We start from the raw sequence: 18,229 nt of genomic DNA, 5'->3' as shown, positions 1-18,229 counted from the left end.
CAGAAAATCTCTTCCCTCGGCCGCCCCGCTGGGGCATCCTGCGCCCCATGGAGACGGAGCTGAGCAAGAAACTGGGGATCGAGCACGCAATCTTCGGCTTCACGCCCTTTCCCGCCGTGGCCGCCGCCATCACCCGGGCCGGCGGACTCGGGGTACTCGGAGCGGTCCGCTACACCGCCCCCGGCGAACTGGCGCGTGACCTCGACTGGATGCAGGAGCACACCGGCGGACTGCCGTACGGCCTCGATGTCGTCATGCCCGCGAAGAGAGTGGAGGGGGTGACCGAGGCCGAGGTCGAGGCGATGATCCCGGAGGGGCACCGCCGTTTCGTGGCGGAGACCCTCGCGAAGCACGGCGTCCCCGGACTCCCCGAGGGCGAGGCCTCCGGCTGGCGGATCACCGGCTGGATGGAACAGGTCGCCCGCAACCAGCTCGATGTCGCGTTCGACTACCCGATCAAGCTGCTCGCCAACGCCCTCGGCTCCCCGCCCGCCGACGTCGTCGCCCGGGCCCACCGGCACGGCGTCCTGGTCGCCGCACTCGCGGGCAGCGCCAAGCACGCCCGGCACCACGCCGAGGCAGGCATCGACATCGTCGTCGCCCAGGGCTACGAGGCGGGCGGCCACACCGGGGACATCGCCTCCATGGTGCTCACCCCCGACGTCGTCGACGCCGTCTCCCCGTTGCCGGTGCTGGCCGCAGGGGGGATCGGCAGCGGCGAACAGATCGCCGCGGGATTCGCCCTCGGCGCCCAGGGGGTCTGGCTCGGCTCGCTCTGGCTCACCACCACCGAGGCCGAGATGCACTCCCGCGCACTGACCCGCAAGCTCATCGAAGCCGGCTCCGGCGACACCGTGCGCTCCCGTGCGCTGACCGGCAAGCCCGCCCGGCAGCTGCGTACCGAATGGACCGACGCCTGGGAGGACCCCGCGGGTCCCGGCACGCTCCCGATGCCGCTCCAGGGGCTGCTCGTCGCCGACGCCGTATCGCGGATCCAGAAGTACGAGGTCGGGCCGCTGCTCGGCACCCCGGTGGGCCAGATCGTCGGCCGGATGAACTCCGAACGCGGTGTGCGGGAGGTCTTCGACGAGCTGACCGGCGGCTTCGAGCGGGCCGTCGACCGGATCAACCGCATCGCAGGACGGAGCCACTGATGACAGCGACGGACAGCAAGCCCCCCAACGGCTTCTGGGCCCAGGCGGCCGCCGACCCCGGCCGCACGGTCGTGATCGCACCCGACGGAGAGGAGTGGACCGCGGGGCGGCTGCACACGGCCGTCAATCAGCTGGTGCACGGGCTGCGCGCCGCCGGTCTGGAGCGCGGGGACGCCTTCGCGGTCGTCCTGCCGAACGGAGTCGAGTTCCTCACCGCGTACCTCGCAGCATCGCAGGCCGGTCTCTATCTGGTCCCCGTCAACCACCACCTCGTCGGTCCGGAGATCGCCTGGATCGTCGCCGACTCGGGGGCCAGGGTCCTCGTCGCACACGAGCGGTTCGCCGAAGCGGCCACGGCGGCGGCGGACGAGGCCGGGCTCCCCGCCACCCACCGGTACGCCGTGGGCGCGATACCCGGCTTCCGTCCGTACGCCCAACTCCCCGGCGGACAGCCCGGATCCGTCCCGCGGGACCGCACCCTCGGCTGGGTCATGAACTACACCTCGGGCACCACAGGAAGGCCGCGTGGCATCCGCCGCCCGCTGCCGGGCAAGCTGCCGGAGGAGACCTACCTCGGCGGGTTCCTCGGGATCTTCGGGATCAGGCCCTTCGACGGCAACGTCCATCTCGTCTGCTCGCCGCTCTACCACACCGCCGTGCTCCAGTTCGCGGGTGCGGCCCTGCACATCGGCCACCCCCTGGTGCTGATGGACAAGTGGACACCCGAGGAGATGCTGCGCAGCATCGACGCGCACGGGTGCACGCACACCCATATGGTCCCCACCCAGTTCCACCGCCTCCTCGCCCTGCCCGACGCGGTCAAGGAGCGGTACGACGTGACATCGATGCGCCATGCCATCCACGGCGCCGCGCCCTGCCCCGACCACGTCAAGCGGGCGATGATCGAGTGGTGGGGGCAGTGCGTCGAGGAGTACTACGCGGCCAGCGAGGGCGGCGGCGCCTTCGCCACGGCGGAGGAGTGGCTGAAGAAGCCGGGCACCGTCGGCAGGGCCTGGCCCATCAGTGAGCTCGCGATCCACGACGACGAAGGCAACCGGCTGCCGCCCGGCGAACTCGGCACCGTCTACATGAAGATGTCCACCGGCGGCTTCAGCTACCACAAGGACGATGCCAAGACGGCGAAGAACCGCATCGGCGACTTCTTCACCGTCGGTGACCTGGGCCTGCTCGACGAGGACGGCTACCTCTTCCTCCGCGACCGCAAGATCGACATGATCATCTCCGGCGGGGTGAACGTCTATCCGGCCGAGATCGAGTCCGCGCTGCTCACCCACCCCGCGGTCGCCGACGCCGCCGTCTTCGGCATCCCGCACGCCGACTGGGGCGAAGAGGTCAAGGCCGTCGTCGAACCGGCCGGGGACGCCGATCCCGGTGACGCGCTCGCCGCCGGGATCCTCGCCCACTGCGCGACCCTGCTCGCCGGGTACAAACGCCCCCGGAGCGTCGACTTCATCGAGACGATGCCCCGCGACCCCAACGGCAAGCTCTACAAGAGGCGACTGCGCGAACCGTACTGGGAGGGGCGTGAGCGCGCCGTCTGACCCCCTGCCAGGGCCCGCCGGCAGGCCGGAGACGAGCGGGTTCACCGGGCAGCCGCTGATCATCTCTGTCAGCGTGGCCCCATGAGAGCGCCGAGCCGGGCCCTGGCGGCACAGTGGACCACCGCGGTCCCCGTGGTCGCCGTCGTGGCCCTGATCTTCAGCTGGGGCCGCGATCTGCCGGCGTTCGCAGTCGCCCTGGTGGCGCTCTGCCTGGCCGGAGCGGTACTGGCCGCCGTCCACCACGCCGAGGTGATCGCCCACCGGGTGGGGGAACCCTTCGGCTCGCTGGTGCTGGCGGTCGCCGTCACGGTCATCGAGGTGGCGCTCATCGTCACCCTGATGGCCGACGGCGGCACTAAGTACTCCTCGCTGGCCCGGGACACCGTCTTCGCGGCCGTGATGATCACCTGCAACGGGATCGTGGGACTCTCGCTGCTGGTCGGCGCGGTGCGCCGGGGCGTCGCCGTCTTCAACGCCGAGGGTTCGGGCACCGCCCTGTCCGCCGTGGCCGCGCTGGCGACCCTCACTCTGGTGCTGCCGACCTTCACCAGAGCGCCGGGGCCCGAGTTCAGCGGACCGCAGCTCGCCTTCGCCGCCATCGCCTCACTCTGTCTGTACGGCCTCTTCGTCGCCGTACAGACAGTGCGTCACCGGGACTACTTCCTGCCCGTCACGCAGGAGGGCGAGATCCAGGACGAGGAGGGCCACGCGCCGCCGCCCGGCAGACGGGCCGCCCTGCTGAGCCTGGGGCTGCTTCTCGTCGCCCTGATCGCGGTGGTGGGCAACGCCAAGGCCATCTCGCCGACCCTGGAGTCGGGGGTCGAGTCGGCAGGGCTGCCACACGCGGTCGTCGGGGTGGTGATCGCGCTGCTCGTGCTGCTGCCCGAGACGCTCGCCGCGGTGCGGGCCGCGCGCCGCGACCGCGTCCAGACGAGCCTCAACCTGGGACTCGGCTCGGCCATGGCGAGCATCGGACTGACGATCCCCGCCATCGCGCTGGCCTCCGTCTGGCTCACCGGGCCGCTGCTGCTCGGGCTCGGCGCCACCCATATGGTGCTGCTCGCGCTGACGCTGGTGGTCGGCGCCCTGACCATCGTCCCCGGCCGGGCGACGCTGATGCAGGGCGGTATCCACCTGGCGATCTTCGCCGCCTTCGTCTTCCTGGCCGTCAGCCCCTGAGGCCCGGCCGCCGGGCGTCCCGCCCGTGCCACCCGCCCGGCCGCCGCCCTTGACCAGGTCCCCGGTGCACCGCAGGATCGCGCCATGACACAGGATCACGCCCTCACAGGTGTACGCGACGGCACGGTCGACGGAGTCGTGCGCCGCAGCGCACGGCGGGTGCCTGAGCGCACCGCGGTCCGGTACGGCGACCGCGCCTGGAGCTACGCCGCGCTCGACGAAGCGGTCACCACCGCCGCCGCCGTCCTGATGGAGCACGGGCTGCGGCCCGGCGACCGGGTCGCCTCCTACGGCCACAACTCGGACGTCTACCTCATCGGCTTCCTCGCCTGTGCCAGGGCGGGGCTGATCCACGTCCCGGTGAACCAGAACCTCGCGGGTGACGAACTGGCCTATATCCTCGGCCAGTCGGGCAGCGCCCTGGTGCTCGCGGACCCCGGGCTCGCCGGCGCCGTCCCCGGCGGGTTCCCGGTGCGCCTGCTGCGCGGCGGTGACGACTCGCTGCTGACGGCGCTCGCCACCCCACGCCCCTTCGCCCCCGAGCGCCCGCCGGGCCCCGGCGACCTGGTCCAGCTGCTGTACACCTCGGGCACCACCGCGCTCGCCAAGGGCGCGATGATGACCCACCGGGCCCTGGTCCACGAGTACGTCAGTGCCATCACCGCGCTCGGCCTCCAGGAGACGGACCGGCCCCTGCACGCACTGCCGCTGTACCACTCGGCCCAGCTGCATGTCTTTCTGCTGCCGTACCTGGCGGTGGGCGCGGAGAACACCGTCCTGGACGCCCCGGACGCGGCCGAGGTGTTCGGGCTGGTCGAGTCGGGGCGCGCGGACACCCTCTTCGCGCCGCCCACCGTATGGATCGGCTTCGCGCGTCATCCCGGCTTCGCCACCCGTGACCTCAGTGGGCTCCGGAAGGCGTTCTACGGTGCGTCGATCATGCCGGTGCCCGTTCTCGAACGGCTCCGGGAGCGGCTGCCCGGCCTGGCGTTCCACAACTGCTTCGGCCAGAGCGAGATCGGCCCGCTCGCCATGGTCCTGGGGCCCGGCGAGCACGAGGGGCGGATGGACTCCTGCGGCAGGCCCGTCCGGTACGTGGAGGCCGCCGTGGTCGACGAGGCCGGCCAGGAGGTCCCCGACGGCACGGCGGGCGAGGTGGTCTACCGGTCGCCGCAGCTCTGCGAGGGCTACTGGGGCAAGCCGCAGGAGACGGCGGAAGCGTTCCGTGACGGCTGGTTCCACTCCGGCGACCTCGCGGTGCGTGACGCGCAGGGGTACTACACGGTGGTCGACCGGGTGAAGGACGTCATCAACTCGGGAGGGGTCCTGATCGCTTCCCGCCAGGTCGAGGACGCGCTCTACACCCATCCCGGGGTCGTGGAGGCGGCCGTCGTCGGGCTGCCCGACGACCGGTGGATCGAGGCGGTCACGGCGGTCGTCGTGGCGGGCGCGGAGGTGACCGAGGCCGGACTCCTCGCCCATGCCCGCGAACACCTTCCGGGCTTCAAGGTGCCGAAGCGGGTGCTGTTCGTGGAGTCGCTGCCACGCAACGCCAGCGGGAAGATCCTCAAGCGCGAGCTGCGGGACCGCTTCGCAGATCCACGATCCGCTTGAACTTGCCGACCGACCTCTCCAGCGTCCCGGGGTCGACGACCTCGACCCCGACCGAGATCCCGATGGAGTCCTTGACGCCCGCGGCGACCGTGCGGGCGGCGGCCTCCCGTACCCCGTGCGCGGCGTCCGGCCTTGCCTCCACCCGTACGGTCAGTGCGTCCATCCGGCCCTCCCGGGTGAGGTGCAGCTGGAAGTGCGGGGCGAGCCCGGGGACCCGCAGCACGATCTCCTCGACCTGGGTGGGGAAGAGGTTCACGCCGCGCACGATCAGCAGATCGTCGCTGCGACCTGTGATCCGCTCCATCCGCCGGAACACCCGGGCGGTGCCCGGCAGCAGCCGTGTCAGATCCCTGGTCCGGTAGCGGATCACCGGCATGGCCTCCTTGGTCAGCGAGGTGAAGACCAGCTCTCCCTCCTCGCCGTCCGGCAGGACCTCGCCGGTGAGCGGGTCGACCACTTCCGGGTAGAAGTGGTCCTCCCAGATGTGGAGGCCGTCCTTGGTCTCCACGCACTCCTGGGCGACGCCCGGGCCCATCACCTCGGAGAGCCCGTAGATGTCGACGGCGTCGATCGCGAAGCGCTCCTCGATCTCGCGCCGCATCTCCTCGGTCCACGGTTCGGCTCCGAACACACCGACCCGCAGTGACGTGGTCCTGGGGTCGACACCCCGGCGCTCGAACTCGTCGAGCAGGGTGAGCATGTAGGTCGGTGTCACCATGATGACGTCCGGGCGGAAGTCCTGGATCAGCTGCACCTGCCTGGCCGTCATCCCGCCGGACGCCGGGATCACCGTGCACCCGAGGCGCTCGGCCCCGTAATGAGCACCGAGGCCGCCGGTGAACAGCCCGTACCCGTAGGCCACATGAACCTTGTCGCCCGGCCTGCCGCCCGCCGCGCGCAGCGAACGCGCCACCACGTCGGCCCAGGTGGACAGGTCGCGATCGGTGTACCCGACGACCGTGGGGCGGCCCGTCGTACCACTGGACGCGTGGATGCGCCGTACGTCGGACTGCGGCACGGCGAACATCCCGAACGGGTACTGGTCGCGCAGGTCGGCTTTGCCCGTGAACGGGAAGCGGGCCAGGTCCGCAAGGGTGCGACAGTCCTCGGGGCGGAGCCCGGCCCGGTCGAAGGAGTCGCGGTAGAACGCCACGTTCTCGTACGCGTGCCGGAGCGTCGCGCGCAGCCGGTCGGTCTGCAGGGCTTCCAGCTCGTCGCGGCTGAGCCGTTCCGCCGCGTCCAGCAGAGCTGTCATGAGGTCACTCCCGTCCCGGCCGGCTGCCCGACCGATCATTCGGTCGACCTGTGTGCGCTCAGTAATTCAGGAGCGGGCCGGACCGTCAAGAGCCGTGCGCCGCGCAGCGGCAGCGGAACACGCCTCCGGGCCGGGTGCTGTGCGGTCGCCGTGAGGCGTGAGGGGGGAGGCCGAGCGCTCCCGGCTAGCCGTCCTGGGCCCCCGGCGCCGTGAGCGAGCGGGTGAGGTCCTCGATGAAGGCGTGGACATCGCCCAGTTGCCAGATCCCCCCGGCAGGCCGGTCGAGCAGCAGTCTGCCGTGCACCGACGACCACACCGAGACCGCGGCGGCCCCCGGGGACTGCGCCAGCCGCACCCCGGCGTCCGCCAGCCGTCCGACCGCCTTGCGCCAGCGGGCCGCGACCTCGGCCGGCCCTGCGTCCTGCGGGCCCGCGCCGTTGAACATCACCCGGAAGCTCGTCGGGTTCGCCTCGGCGAACCGGGCGTACGCGTGCGCGAGCGCGGCAAGCCGGGCCGCCGGGGGGTGCGCGGCAGCCGCGCAGTCCGCGTGGTCCAGATCCGCCAGCAGCACTCCGAAGAGATGGTCGAGCGCGGCCCTCACGAGCTCGTCCTTGCCCGTGAAGTGCCGGTAGATCGCGGGTGCGGTGATACCCGCCTCGCGTGCCACTTCCCGCAGCGACAGCGGCACAGGCCGCATCCGCTCCTGGTCGGCGATGAGCCGCAGCGTCGCCTCGATGATCTCCATGCGCAGCCGCTCGCCCTCGCCGCGTGCGTTGCGCGGCCGCTGTCCGGAGCTCGCCTGCGCCGCCGCCGGCCGCGGTTCGGGATGTCTGGACATGCGCCAAGCCTGACACAGCGGACGTCTCCGTACGGTGTCCCAACTCCCCCCACAGGTGTGCGGGGTGGGATTGGCCGGGTAGGTAAACGGGTGTAAATTCTCGGACGATCACTTCACCGTGGTGCCTGGCGGAACGCGGGCACCGTCACGATCGGAGCGGCCATGCGCACCACCACCGAAGAGGGCGGGCGCCACGGCGCCGCCGGGCACCCCGGGACCCTCGTATGAGCGGTCCGCGCCGGGTCGTGATAGTCGGCGCATCGGCCGCGGGTCTCGCCGCGGCGGAGGGGCTGCGCCGCTCCGGCTACGACGGGGGCCTCGTCCTCGTGGGCGAGGAGGAGCATCTCCCGTACGACCGCCCGCCGCTCTCCAAGCAGGTGCTCTCCGGCGAGTGGGCCGCCGACCGGGTCCTGCTGCGCAGCGCCGGGGCGCTGGCCGACCTGGAGATCGAGCTGCGCCCCGCCACCCGGGCGCGCGGCCTCGACGCCGCAGCCCGGCAGGTGCACACCGCGGGGGGCGGCGCCATCGGCTACGACGCGCTCGTCGTCGCCACCGGAGTCCGCCCCCGGGTGCTGCCGGGCACGGACGGCGTCGCGGGTGTCCATGTCCTGCGCACCCTGGAGGACGCGAGCGCCCTGCGCCAGTCGCTCGCCGCCCGCCCGCACCTGGTGATCGTCGGCGGCGGCTTCATCGGCGCCGAGGCGGCGGCCGTCGCCCGGTCGGCGGGCTGCGAGGTCACGCTGGTGACCGACCGTGCCGTGCCGCTCGCCGACGCGGTCGGGCACGCCATCGGGACGATGCTGACGGACCTGCACCGCGAGCACGGCGTACGGACCGTGACCGGGGCTCTCGTGGAGCGCATCGTCACCGACGGCGGGCGGGCGGCGGGCGTACGCCTCTCCGACGGCCGCACCCTCCCCGCCGACGCCGTACTCGTCGGGATCGGGGCGCGCCCCAACACCGAATGGCTCGCGGGGAGCGGGCTACGGCTCGGCGACGGTGTCGAGTGCGACGCCACGCTGCGTGCGGCCGAGCACATCTGGGCCGCCGGTGACGTGGCGTCCTGGCCCGACCCGGCGACCGGCGAGCGACTGCGGATCGAGCACCGCACCAACGCGTCCGAGCAGGGCCTCGCCGTCGCTCGCAACATCCTCGCCGGAGAGGCGGCCACCGCCTTCACCACCGTGCCCTATGTCTGGTCGGACCAGTACGACCTCAAGGTCCAGATCCATGGCGGGACCCGTGGAGCCGACCAGGTCCACATCGTCGAAGGCAGCCTCGCCGAGCGGAAGTTCACCGCTCTGCTCGCGCGCGGAGGGCAAGTCTGCGGTGCGGTCGGGGTCAACATGATCCGCCCCTTGCGCGCCCTGCGGCCCCTGGTCGCGGCCCGCACGCCATGGGCGGACGCGCTCGTTGCGCAGGGGGCCGGGGCCTGAGGGGCGTCCAGGGCTGCCCTTCGCGGCGCCGCAGTGACCTGCCGGCGGGACCCGCCGGCAGGTCACCGCAGCCCCGGCCCCGCCGCCGCGCCGCACCGGACGGCGGGCCGCGCGATGACCAGGGCGAGCAGGGAGCCCGCCCCGCAGACCGCGCCGGCGGCGGCCCACAGCGGGTCGTACGAGCCGAAGGTGTCCCTGGCCACTCCGCCGAGGAACGCGGCGGCGCCCGCACCCAGTTGGTGAGCTGCGGCCACCCAGCCGAAGACGATCGCACTGTCCGCGCCGTACAGCGCCCTGCAGAGGGCGAGTGTCGGCGGCACGGTGGCGACGTCGAGCAGCCCGAAGACGACGACGAAACCGACCATCGACGGCCGGACCGTGGCCGACATCAGCACCGGCAGGCAGAAGAGCGCGGCGCCGCGCAGTGCGTAGCAACAGGCGAGCAGTCTGCGCGGATCGAGGCGGTCCGTCAGCCAGCCGGAGAAGACGGTGCCGGCGACATTGAAGACCCCGACCAGGGCGAGCAGTGAGGAGGCGGCTGTCGCGGGCATCCCGTGGTCGTGGGCGGCCGGGGTGAAGTGGGTCCACATCACGCCGTTCGTCGAGGCACCGCAGATCGCGAAGGTGGCGGCGAGCAGCCAGAACGGCGCACCGCGCGCCGCCCTGCCCAGGACCCGCACCGTACGGGTGGCCGCGCCCGGCACGGGGCGCGGCCGCGGCGTGGGCCGCAGGGCGCCGTAAGCCCCTGCGCCCGCGTCGGCGGGGTGGTCGCGCAGCAGCAGTACCAGGGGCAGCGCGGCGAGCGCGGCAAGGGCCGGCAGGGCCGCTGCCGTCCGCCACCCGTGGCCGGCCACCACCCACGACTGGCCCGGGAGGAAGGCGAACTGCCCGAAGACCCCGGCTGCGGTCAGCACCCCGCTGACCAGCCCGCGGCGCCGGACGAACCACCGCTGGGTGACGGTCGCCGCGAAGGTCAGCGCCATCGCACCCGAGCCGAGTCCGATCAGCACGCCCCAGGTCAGTACGTACTGCCAGAGCGTGCTCATCATGGTGCTGAGCAGTGCGCCCGCTGCGACGGCGACCAGCGCCGTGCCCACGACGCGGCGCATCCCGAACCGGTCCATCAGTGCGGCCGAGAACGGGGCGACGATCCCGTACACGACCATGTTCACCGAGGCCGCGAGGCCGATCGACCCGTGCGACCAGCCGAACTCCCGGTGCAGTGGGCCGGTGAACAGCCCCGTCATTGTGGCGAACGCCCCCGCGGCCACGATCGCCAGGGCCGACACGGCCGCCACCGGCCAGGCGGGGTGGATCCGCCTGCGCCGCGGCGGGCCGTCCGTGTGCTGCGTCGCGATATCAGTCATGCACCGACTCTGTGCCGTCGGCAGGACCGCTGCCAGTGGCTGGAAAGACATGATGTGCAAGGATCTCGCCATGACTCTCTTCGGTGAAGCGGCAGGCCGCGGAGGGCGCCACCGGGTGGCCGTCCTCGTGCGCCACGGGCTCCTGCCCATGGAACTCGGCATCGTCCACCGGCTGTTCGGAGGCGCTCTCTCGGCGTCGGGCGAGCCGTTGTACACCGTCCTGACCTGCACGGTCGAGCCCGGTGAGATCCGGACCGAGGCCGATGTGAGCGTCAACGTCACCCTCGGCCCGGAGTTGCTCACCGAGGCGGACACCGTGGTCATCCCGGCGTCGGACGAGGACTACGCGCCGCGCGCCGCCCCGTATCTGCCGCCCGCACTCGCCGACGCCTTCGCGCGGGTCCGTCCCGGAGCCCGTCTCGCCTCCATCTGTACCGGTTCCTTCGTGCTGGCCGCTGCCGGCTTCCTGGACGGCAGGCGTGCCACCACCCACTGGCGCTCGGCCGCCGACCTCCAGCGGCTCCATCCCGCGGTGGACGTCGATCCCGGTGTCCTCTACACGGAAGACCGGGGTGTCCTCACCTCGGCCGGTGTGGCCTCCGGCATCGACCTGTGTCTGCACATGATCCGCAGCGACCACGGCGCCGCCGTCGCCAACGCGGTGGCGCGTGCCACGGTGGTCCCGCCCCACCGTGAGGGCGGGCAGGCGCAGTTCGTCCCGTGTCCGGTGCCGGATCCGGCGCCGCTCCCCACGGGCGCGGCCCGCGCCTGGGCGCTGGAGCACCTGGGGGAGCACATCACCCTGGATGCGCTGGCGGCGCGTGCCTCGATGAGCACCCGCACCTTCTCACGCCGCTTCTGCGCGGAGTCGGGCCTCACCCCCGTCCAGTGGCTCATCCAGCAACGCCTGCACCTGGCAAGGCAGTTGCTGGAGGAGACCGACCTGCCCGTCGACCGGGTGGCGGCGGATGCCGGATTCGGGACCGCAGCCTCCTTCCGCAGCCATCTGCACGAGGCGCTCGGGGTGTCCCCGAGCGCCTACCGTGCCACCTTCCGCGGGCCCGGCCGGGGTCAGCCGTCGGCGACCGCCACCCCGCGGGCCCAGCGGTAGTCGGCCTTGCCGCTCGGGGAGCGCTGGATCTCCGGCGCTATCACCAGCTGCCTGGGGACCTTGTACCCGGCGATCCTGCTGCGGCAGTGCGCCTGGATGTCGTCGAGGCTCGGTTCGCGCGCTCCCGCGCGTATCTGCACCACCGCCGCCACATGGTTGCCCCACCGGGCGTCCGGCACCCCGGCGACCAGGGCGTCGTACACATCGGGGTGGGACTTGAGCGCCTGCTCGACCTCTTCCGGATAGACCTTCTCACCGCCGGTGTTGATGCACTGCGAGCCGCGCCCGAGCACCGTGACGATGCCCTCCTCGTCGACGGTCGCCATGTCGCCGAGCAGCACCCACCGTTCCCCGCCGGCGCTGAAGAAGGTCTCGGCCGTCTTCTCCCGGTCGTTGTAGTAGCCGAGCGGGACATGTCCGCGCTGGGCGAGGCGGCCCACCTCGCCCACGGCCACCTGCCGGCAGGTGGCCGGATCGACCACGGCCGTACGGGAGTTCATCCGCAGCCTGAATCCCTTGTCGGGACCCGAGTCGGCGGTCGCCGTGCCGTTGAACCCGGACTCCGACGAGCCGAAGTTGTTCAGCAGCATCGCGGTCGGCACCAGTTCCTGGAACTGGGCACGGACCGTGTCCGACATGATGGCGCCCGAGCTGGAGACGCTGAACAGCGACGAGCAGTCCGTGCCGGCGAGCGGCCCGCCGAGCGCGTCGATCAGTGGTCGCAGCATCGCGTCGCCGACCAGCGAGACACTGGTGACCTTCTCCTTCTCGATCGTGCGCAGCACCTCTTCCGGCACGAACTTCCGGTGGATGACCACGCGCTGGCCGAAGTTGAAGGCGATGAACGCGGTCAGGGTGGACGTGCCGTGCATCAGCGGGGGAGTGGGGAAGAAGGTGATGCCGTCGCCGCCTGCCGCCACCCGCTCCGCCAGCTCCTCCGGTGCTCCGACCGGCTCGCCCGTCGGGGCGCCCCCGCCGAGGCCTGAGAAGAACAGGTCCTCCGCGCGCCACATCACTCCCTTGGGCATCCCCGTGGTGCCCCCGGTGTAGATGATGAACTGGTCGTCGCCGGACCGCGGTCCGAAGCCCCGCTCCGGTGACCCGGCCGCCTCCGCGCCGGTGTACGGGACCGGAGGGATCCCGGGCTCCGGTGCGCCGGCGGGTGGCTCCCCGACCCGTACCAGGTGGCGCAGTCTCCCGGCTTTCGGCAGCGCCGCCGCGACCCGCTCGGTGAACTCACCGTCGAAGACCAGCGCCGCCAGATCCGCGTCCCGGTAGAGGTAAGCCAACTCGTCTTCCACATAGCGGTAGTTGACATTGACCGGAACGATGCGAGCCTTGAGGCAGGCGAGCACGGTCTGCAGATACTCCACCCCGTTGTAGAGGTGCAGTCCCAGGTGCTCACCGGGGAGGATCCCGCTGTCGATCAGATGGTGGGCGATGCGGTTGGCCGCGGTGTCCAGCCCGGCGTACGTGAGCCTGCGCTCCGCGCCCGTTCCCGGGTGGTCGACGAACACGAGCGCTTCGCGGTCCGGAACCGCGTCGACCACGGACTCGAACAGGTCGGCAAGGTTGTACTCCACCACTACTCCTGACGCCGGCGTCCAGTGATCCGGCGTCATTACAGCGCCGCGCACGCGAAGTGGGAAGGGCGTCCGCGAATAAATCTGACTGCCTGTCAGAAAACTATTGAACTGCGACCCCGCCTCCTGCAACCTGTCTACGCGCCGCTCGCCGATCCGGCTCGAATCCTCAGAGGGCGCCCAGGTCTTGGTACGGGAGGACGGTCATGGGCGGTACGGAACACCTCACCGTGCGGCGCGAGGGCGCCACACTGATACTCACCCTGAACAGGCCGGAGGCGAAGAACGCGCTCTCGCTGCCGATGCTGGTCGGGCTCCACGACGGCTGGCTGGAGGCGGACGAGGACGACACGGTCCGCTCGGTGGTGCTCACCGGAGCAGGCGGTGCTTTCTGCGCCGGGATGGACCTCAAGGCTCTTGCGGGCAAGGGGATGGAGGGCGACCGGTACCGCGACCGGCTCAAGGCCGACCCCGACCTGCACTGGAAGGCGATGCTGCGCCACCACCGGCCCCGCAAGCCGGTGATCGCCGCGGTCGAGGGCTACTGCGTCGCCGGAGGCACCGAGATCCTTCAGGGCACCGACATCCGCGTCGGGGCCGAGAGTGCCACCTTCGGGCTCTTCGAGGTCAGACGCGGCCTGTTCCCGATCGGTGGCTCCACGGTGCGCCTTCAGCGCCAGATCCCCCGCACCCACGCACTGGAGATGCTGCTCACCGGACGCCCGTACACCGCGGCCGAAGCGGCGGCCGTCGGCCTCATCGGTCATGTGGTGCCCGACGGCACCGCGCTGGAGAAGGCGCTGGAGATCGCCGGGCAGATCAACGCCTGCGGGCCGCTCGCCGTCGAAGCCGTCAAGGCCTCGGTCTACGAGACGGCCGAGCTGACCGAGGCCGCGGGCCTTGAATCCGAACTGGCCCGCGGCTGGCCCGTCTTCGATACCGCGGACGCGAAGGAGGGCTCACGGGCCTTCGCCGAGAAGCGGCCGCCCGTCTACCGCAGGGCCTGACCGTGTGCCGAACGACCGGCCCGGCCCACGACACGCACCGCTCCCCCTTCCGACGTTCCGGCACCCGCCGGACGAGCCCCGCCCGCAGCGGAGAATCTGGAGCCCACCCATGACAGCCGCTCCCTCACCGGAGGTGCTCCGCGCCCCCCTCGTCGTCGAATTCCCCTTCACCCGCTCGCTCGGGCCCGTGCAGAGCGCATTCCTCACCGGACTGCGCGAGCGCACCGTACTGGGGGTGCGGACCGGCGACGGCACCGTTCTCGTCCCACCGGTCGAGTACGACCCGGTCACCGCCGATGAGATACGGGATCTGGTCGAGGTCGCCCCGGCCGGCACGGTGACCACCTGGGCCTGGAACCCGTCCCCGCGCCGCGGCCAGCCACTGGACACCCCGTTCGCCTGGGTGCTGGTGAAGCTCGACGGCGCCGACACCGCCCTGCTGCACGTCCTGGACGCCCCGGGGCCCGGCGCCGTGCACTCGGGGCAGCGCGTACGCATCCGCTGGGCCGCCGAGCGCGCCGGGGCCATCACGGACATCGCCTGCTTCGAACCGTACGAGAGCGAGGCCGCCGACGCGCGCGCCGCGGCGCCCGCGCACAGCGGACTCTTCGACGACGCCGTCACCGGCATCACCGCCCCCGCACGCCTCGACTACGTCTACAGCCCGGGCCGCGCGCAGAGCGACTACATCGCCGCGCTCGCCGACCGCAGGACCGTCGGCGAACGCTGCCCCTCCTGCGCCAAGGTGTACGTGCCTCCGCGCGGCGCCTGCCCCACGTGCGGGGTCGCGACGACCGACCGGGTCGAGGTCGGGCCGGCCGGCACCCTCACCACGTACTGCATCGTCAACATCAAGGCCCGCGGCCTCGACATCGAAGTGCCCTATGTCTACGGGCACATCGCCCTGGACGGGGCCGGCCTCGCGCTGCACGGCCGGATCGGCGGCATCCCGTACGACCAGGTGCGGATGGGGCTGCGCGTCGAACCGGTGTGGACCGAGGGCGCCCGTTTCCCCGACCACTACCGGCCCACCGGCGAGCCCGACGCCGACTACGACACCTACAAGGAGCTGATCTGATGCGGGACGTCGCCATCGTCGCCTTCGCGCAGAGCGACCACCTGCGGCGCACAGACGAGTTCTCCGAGGTCGAGATCGTGATGCCCGTCCTGCACCGAGTGCTCGCGCAGACCGGGCTCAGGACCAGCGACATCGGCTTCACCTGCTCCGGGTCGAGCGACTACCTCGCGGGCCGGGCCTTCTCCTTCACGATGACCCTGGACGGCGTCGGTGCCTGGCCCCCGATCTCCGAGTCCCATGTGGAGATGGACGGCGCCTGGGCGCTGTACGAGGCCTGGGTGAAGCTGCTGACCGGCGAGGCGGACACCGCCCTCGTCTACTCCTACGGCAAGTCCTCGCCGGGCTCCGTCAGGGACGTCCTGACCCGGCAGCTCGACCCCTACTACGTGGCTCCCCTCTGGCCCGACTCCGTCGCGCTCGCCGCACTCCAGGCGCAGGCACTGATCGACGCGGGCGAGACCGACGAGGCCGCGCTCGCCGGCGTCGCCGCCCGCAGCCGCGGGGACGCCGCGGACAACCCGCACGCCCAGCTGCCCGGTGTCAGGCCGCAGGGCGACTACCTGGTGCGACCGCTGCGCACCGGCGACTGCCCGCCCGTCGGGGACGGCGCCGCGGCCGTCGTCCTCGCGGCGGGCGACCGGGCCCGGGAGCTGTGCGAGCGCCCCGCCTGGATCCGTGGAATCGACCACCGCATCGAGGCGCACAGCCTCGGCGTGCGCGACCTCACCGACTCGCCGTCCGCACGGCTTGCCGCCGAGCGGGCCGGGGCCTTCGAGCGTCCGGTCGACACCGCCGAGCTGCACGCACCCTTCACCTCCCAGGAGGTTGTCCTGCGCAAGGCGCTCCGCCTCGGTGACGGCGTACGCATCAACCCGTCGGGCGGCGCGCTCGCCGCCAACCCCGTGATGGCGGCCGGGCTCATCCGGCTGGGCGAGGCCGCGGCGCGCATCCACCGAGGCGAGTCCGACCGTGCTCTCGCCCACGCGACCTCAGGCCCCTGCCTGCAACAGAACCTGGTCGCCGTCCTCGAAGGAGAGGCCCAGTGAGTACCCAGCCCGCGCGCAGCCGAGCCACGGCCGGCAAGGAACCCGTGGCCGTCGTCGGCGTCGGCCAGACCCACCACGTCGCCGCCCGGCACGACGTGTCCATCGCCGGGCTCGTGCGGGAGGCGGCCCAACGCGCCCTGAAGGACGCCGAACTGGCCTGGGCGGACATCGACGCCGTCGTCATCGGCAAGGCCCCGGACTTCTTCGAGGGGGTGATGATGCCGGAGCTCTACCTCGCCGACGCGCTGGGCGCCGTCGGCAAGCCCATGATGCGGGTGCACACCGCCGGTTCGGTGGGCGGATCGACCGCACTGGTCGCCGCCGGCCTGGTGGCCTCACGGGTGCACAGGACCGTGCTCACCCTCGCCTTCGAGAAGCAGTCCGAGTCGAATGCCATGTGGGGGCTCTCCCTGCCCGTGCCGTTCCAGCAGCCCCTGCTCGCCGGGGCGGGCGGGTTCTTCGCCCCGCATGTGCGCGCCTACATGCGCCGGGCAGGCGCGCCCGACACCGTCGGCTCGCTCGTCGCCTACAAGGACCGCCGCAACGCGCTGAAGAACCCCTACGCGCATCTGCACGAGAAGGACATCACGCTGGAGAAGGTCCAGGCGTCCCCCATGCTCTGGGACCCCATCCGCTACTCCGAGACGTGCCCTTCGTCGGACGGGGCGTGCGCGATGATCCTCACCGACCGTGCGGGGGCGGCCCGTTCACCCCGGCCGCCCGCCTGGATGCACGGCGGCGCGATGCGCAGCGAGCCCACCCTCTTCGCGGGGAAGGACTTCGTCTCCCCGCAGGCGGGCAAGGACTGCGCGGCCGACGTCTACCGGCAGGCGGGGATCACCGACCCGCGCCGGGAGATCGACGCCGTCGAGATGTACGTACCGTTCTCCTGGTACGAGCCGATGTGGCTGGAGAACCTGGGCTTCGCGGCCGAGGGCGAGGGCTGGAAGCTCACCGAGTCCGGCGCCACCGAGCTCGACGGCGACCTTCCGGTGAACCCCTCGGGCGGAGTGCTCTCCACCAACCCCATCGGCGCTTCCGGCATGATCCGTTTCGCCGAGGCGGCACTCCAGGTGCGCGGCGCGGCCGGGGAACACCAGGTGGACGGGGCCCGCAGAGCGCTCGGGCACGCCTACGGCGGCGGTTCGCAGTTCTTCTCCATGTGGCTGGTGGGTGCCGAACCGCCCACCGGCTGACCGCCCCGGACGGACCGGTGCGGGGGCAGCTTCGGCCCGTCCGTGGCCGCCCCGGTCGCGACGCCGGCCACGCACGGCGAACCGGAGGAGCGGGGACGTGGCCGGAGCACCCCCTCAGCAGCTCTGCGCGACGCCCCGCCGGCAATCGCCGCCCGCACGCCGGCTCGTACCGTGCCGTCCGACAGCATGTGTCACGCACGGTGCCCAACTGGCTACGCTACGCTGCCGGATGGCGGTCGCCGGTGCCCCGGGCCCGGCGTCGGAGGACCCCCGGGGGCACGTACCATGGCTGCATGTCCTTCCTCCGCCGCCGCAGCGCCGCCACTCCCGCGGGTCCGGACTTCGACGTCCTGGCCATGGACCCGGGTGACTGGCCCGGCAACCTCGGAGCCGGACTCCTCCCCGCGCCCGACGGCACCTGTCAGGGTGTGTTCCTGCGGTACGACCTCTTCGGCGGCCGCGGTCCAGCGATGGTCATCGGAAACCTCCCGGAGGGCTCGCCCGCCCGTGACGTCTCCGAGGGGCAGGTCCCCTTCGAGGTGGCCCAGCTGCTGGCTGCCCTGGAGAACGATGAGCCCGTCGAGGTCCTCGACGCCGAGGACATGCCCGTGATGCAGGGCGACAACCTCCTGATCGTGCGGCGCCTGAAGCTCTCGGAGAGCCGGATCTCCTGCGTGCAGTTCGACCGCAGCGACAAGGTCCTGGTCACCATCGCCAGCTGGGACCGCCCGATCACGGACGACCTGTACGCCTTGCTGAAGCCGCTGCCCGCCGAGATGTTCCAGCAGGGCTGAGGCCCGCGG

15 protein-coding genes are annotated in these 18,229 nt (G+C 72.2%); 11 read left to right on the top strand and 4 right to left on the bottom strand.

Annotated features, from left to right (window positions below; all coding sequences use genetic code 11):
• Positions 1-47 precede the first annotated feature (47 nt).
• The 4 genes from OG917_RS03130 (at position 48) to OG917_RS03115 (ending at position 5,509) form a co-directional block, all read left to right on the top strand.
• Positions 48-1,154: an NAD(P)H-dependent flavin oxidoreductase gene (locus OG917_RS03130; RefSeq protein ID WP_328315953.1), complete on the top strand. Its 1,107-nt coding sequence runs from the start codon at positions 48-50 to the stop codon at positions 1,152-1,154.
• On the top strand, positions 1,154-2,716 hold the full coding sequence (locus OG917_RS03125) for an acyl-CoA synthetase (RefSeq protein ID WP_328315952.1): 1,563 nt from the start codon (positions 1,154-1,156) through the stop codon (positions 2,714-2,716). The genes OG917_RS03130 and OG917_RS03125 overlap by 1 nt, the downstream gene beginning before the upstream one ends.
• Before the next feature lie 81 nt (positions 2,717-2,797).
• The gene (locus tag OG917_RS03120) at positions 2,798-3,895 is read left to right on the top strand and encodes a calcium:proton antiporter (protein ID WP_328315951.1); all 1,098 of its coding nucleotides are present in this window, start codon (positions 2,798-2,800) and stop codon (positions 3,893-3,895) included.
• Between the two features lie 84 nt (positions 3,896-3,979).
• Positions 3,980-5,509: a fatty acyl-CoA synthetase gene (locus OG917_RS03115; RefSeq protein WP_328315950.1), complete on the top strand. Its 1,530-nt coding sequence runs from the start codon at positions 3,980-3,982 to the stop codon at positions 5,507-5,509.
• Here OG917_RS03115 and paaK read toward each other — a convergent pair.
• Together paaK and OG917_RS03105 are read right to left on the bottom strand one after the other, a co-directional pair.
• Positions 5,463-6,764, bottom strand: coding sequence for a phenylacetate--CoA ligase PaaK (paaK, locus tag OG917_RS03110; RefSeq protein WP_328315949.1), 1,302 nt, complete (start codon positions 6,762-6,764; stop codon positions 5,463-5,465). The two genes, OG917_RS03115 and paaK, sit on opposite strands and share 47 nt — an antisense overlap.
• A gap of 184 nt (positions 6,765-6,948) precedes the next feature.
• Positions 6,949-7,602: a TetR/AcrR family transcriptional regulator gene (locus OG917_RS03105; RefSeq protein ID WP_328315948.1), complete on the bottom strand. Its 654-nt coding sequence runs from the start codon at positions 7,600-7,602 to the stop codon at positions 6,949-6,951.
• Between the two features lie 224 nt (positions 7,603-7,826).
• On the opposite strand from OG917_RS03105, the gene OG917_RS03100 reads away from it, so the two are divergent.
• Complete coding sequence (locus OG917_RS03100; protein WP_328315947.1) at positions 7,827-9,038, top strand: NAD(P)/FAD-dependent oxidoreductase; 1,212 nt, start codon at positions 7,827-7,829, stop codon at positions 9,036-9,038.
• A gap of 62 nt (positions 9,039-9,100) precedes the next feature.
• On the opposite strand, the gene OG917_RS03095 is transcribed toward OG917_RS03100, so the two are convergent.
• Complete coding sequence (locus tag OG917_RS03095) at positions 9,101-10,405, bottom strand: MFS transporter (RefSeq protein WP_328315946.1); 1,305 nt, start codon at positions 10,403-10,405, stop codon at positions 9,101-9,103.
• Positions 10,406-10,475: 70 nt separating this feature from the next.
• Here OG917_RS03095 and OG917_RS03090 point away from each other — a divergent pair, with 70 nt between their 5' ends.
• Positions 10,476-11,516, top strand: a complete 1,041-nt coding sequence (locus tag OG917_RS03090; RefSeq protein ID WP_328315945.1) for a GlxA family transcriptional regulator — start codon at positions 10,476-10,478, stop codon at positions 11,514-11,516.
• Here the strand turns inward: OG917_RS03090 and OG917_RS03085 are convergent.
• Positions 11,477-13,099 carry an acyl-CoA synthetase gene (locus OG917_RS03085; RefSeq protein WP_328315944.1) on the bottom strand — a complete coding sequence of 541 codons (1,623 nt, stop codon included), beginning with the start codon at positions 13,097-13,099 and terminating at the stop codon, positions 11,477-11,479. The genes OG917_RS03090 and OG917_RS03085 overlap by 40 nt on opposite strands.
• 206 nt (positions 13,100-13,305) lie before the next feature.
• Between OG917_RS03085 and OG917_RS03080 the strand changes: the two genes are divergently transcribed.
• The 5 genes from OG917_RS03080 to OG917_RS03060 all read left to right on the top strand — a co-directional run bounded on the left by OG917_RS03080 (position 13,306) and on the right by OG917_RS03060 (position 18,220).
• The gene (locus OG917_RS03080) at positions 13,306-14,106 is read left to right on the top strand and encodes a crotonase/enoyl-CoA hydratase family protein (protein ID WP_328315943.1); all 801 of its coding nucleotides are present in this window, start codon (positions 13,306-13,308) and stop codon (positions 14,104-14,106) included.
• A gap of 109 nt (positions 14,107-14,215) precedes the next feature.
• Positions 14,216-15,184, top strand: a complete 969-nt coding sequence (locus tag OG917_RS03075) for a Zn-ribbon domain-containing OB-fold protein (protein WP_328315942.1) — start codon at positions 14,216-14,218, stop codon at positions 15,182-15,184.
• Positions 15,184-16,230 carry a thiolase domain-containing protein gene (locus OG917_RS03070; RefSeq protein WP_328315941.1) on the top strand — a complete coding sequence of 349 codons (1,047 nt, stop codon included), beginning with the start codon at positions 15,184-15,186 and terminating at the stop codon, positions 16,228-16,230. Before OG917_RS03075 ends, OG917_RS03070 begins: the two co-directional genes overlap by 1 nt.
• Positions 16,227-17,426: a thiolase domain-containing protein gene (locus tag OG917_RS03065; protein WP_328315940.1), complete on the top strand. Its 1,200-nt coding sequence runs from the start codon at positions 16,227-16,229 to the stop codon at positions 17,424-17,426. The genes OG917_RS03070 and OG917_RS03065 overlap by 4 nt, the downstream gene beginning before the upstream one ends.
• A gap of 293 nt (positions 17,427-17,719) precedes the next feature.
• A complete protein-coding gene (locus OG917_RS03060) occupies positions 17,720-18,220 on the top strand; it encodes a hypothetical protein (RefSeq protein ID WP_328315939.1) in 501 nt (166 codons plus the stop codon).
• The last annotated feature ends 9 nt before the right edge of the window (positions 18,221-18,229 follow it).

This window comes from Streptomyces sp. NBC_00388, from assembly GCF_036061255.1.
Lineage (GTDB): Bacteria > Actinomycetota > Actinomycetes > Streptomycetales > Streptomycetaceae > Streptomyces.
The sequence above is the reverse complement of the archived record's forward strand: the minus strand, read 5'-3'. Positions and strand labels throughout refer to the sequence as shown.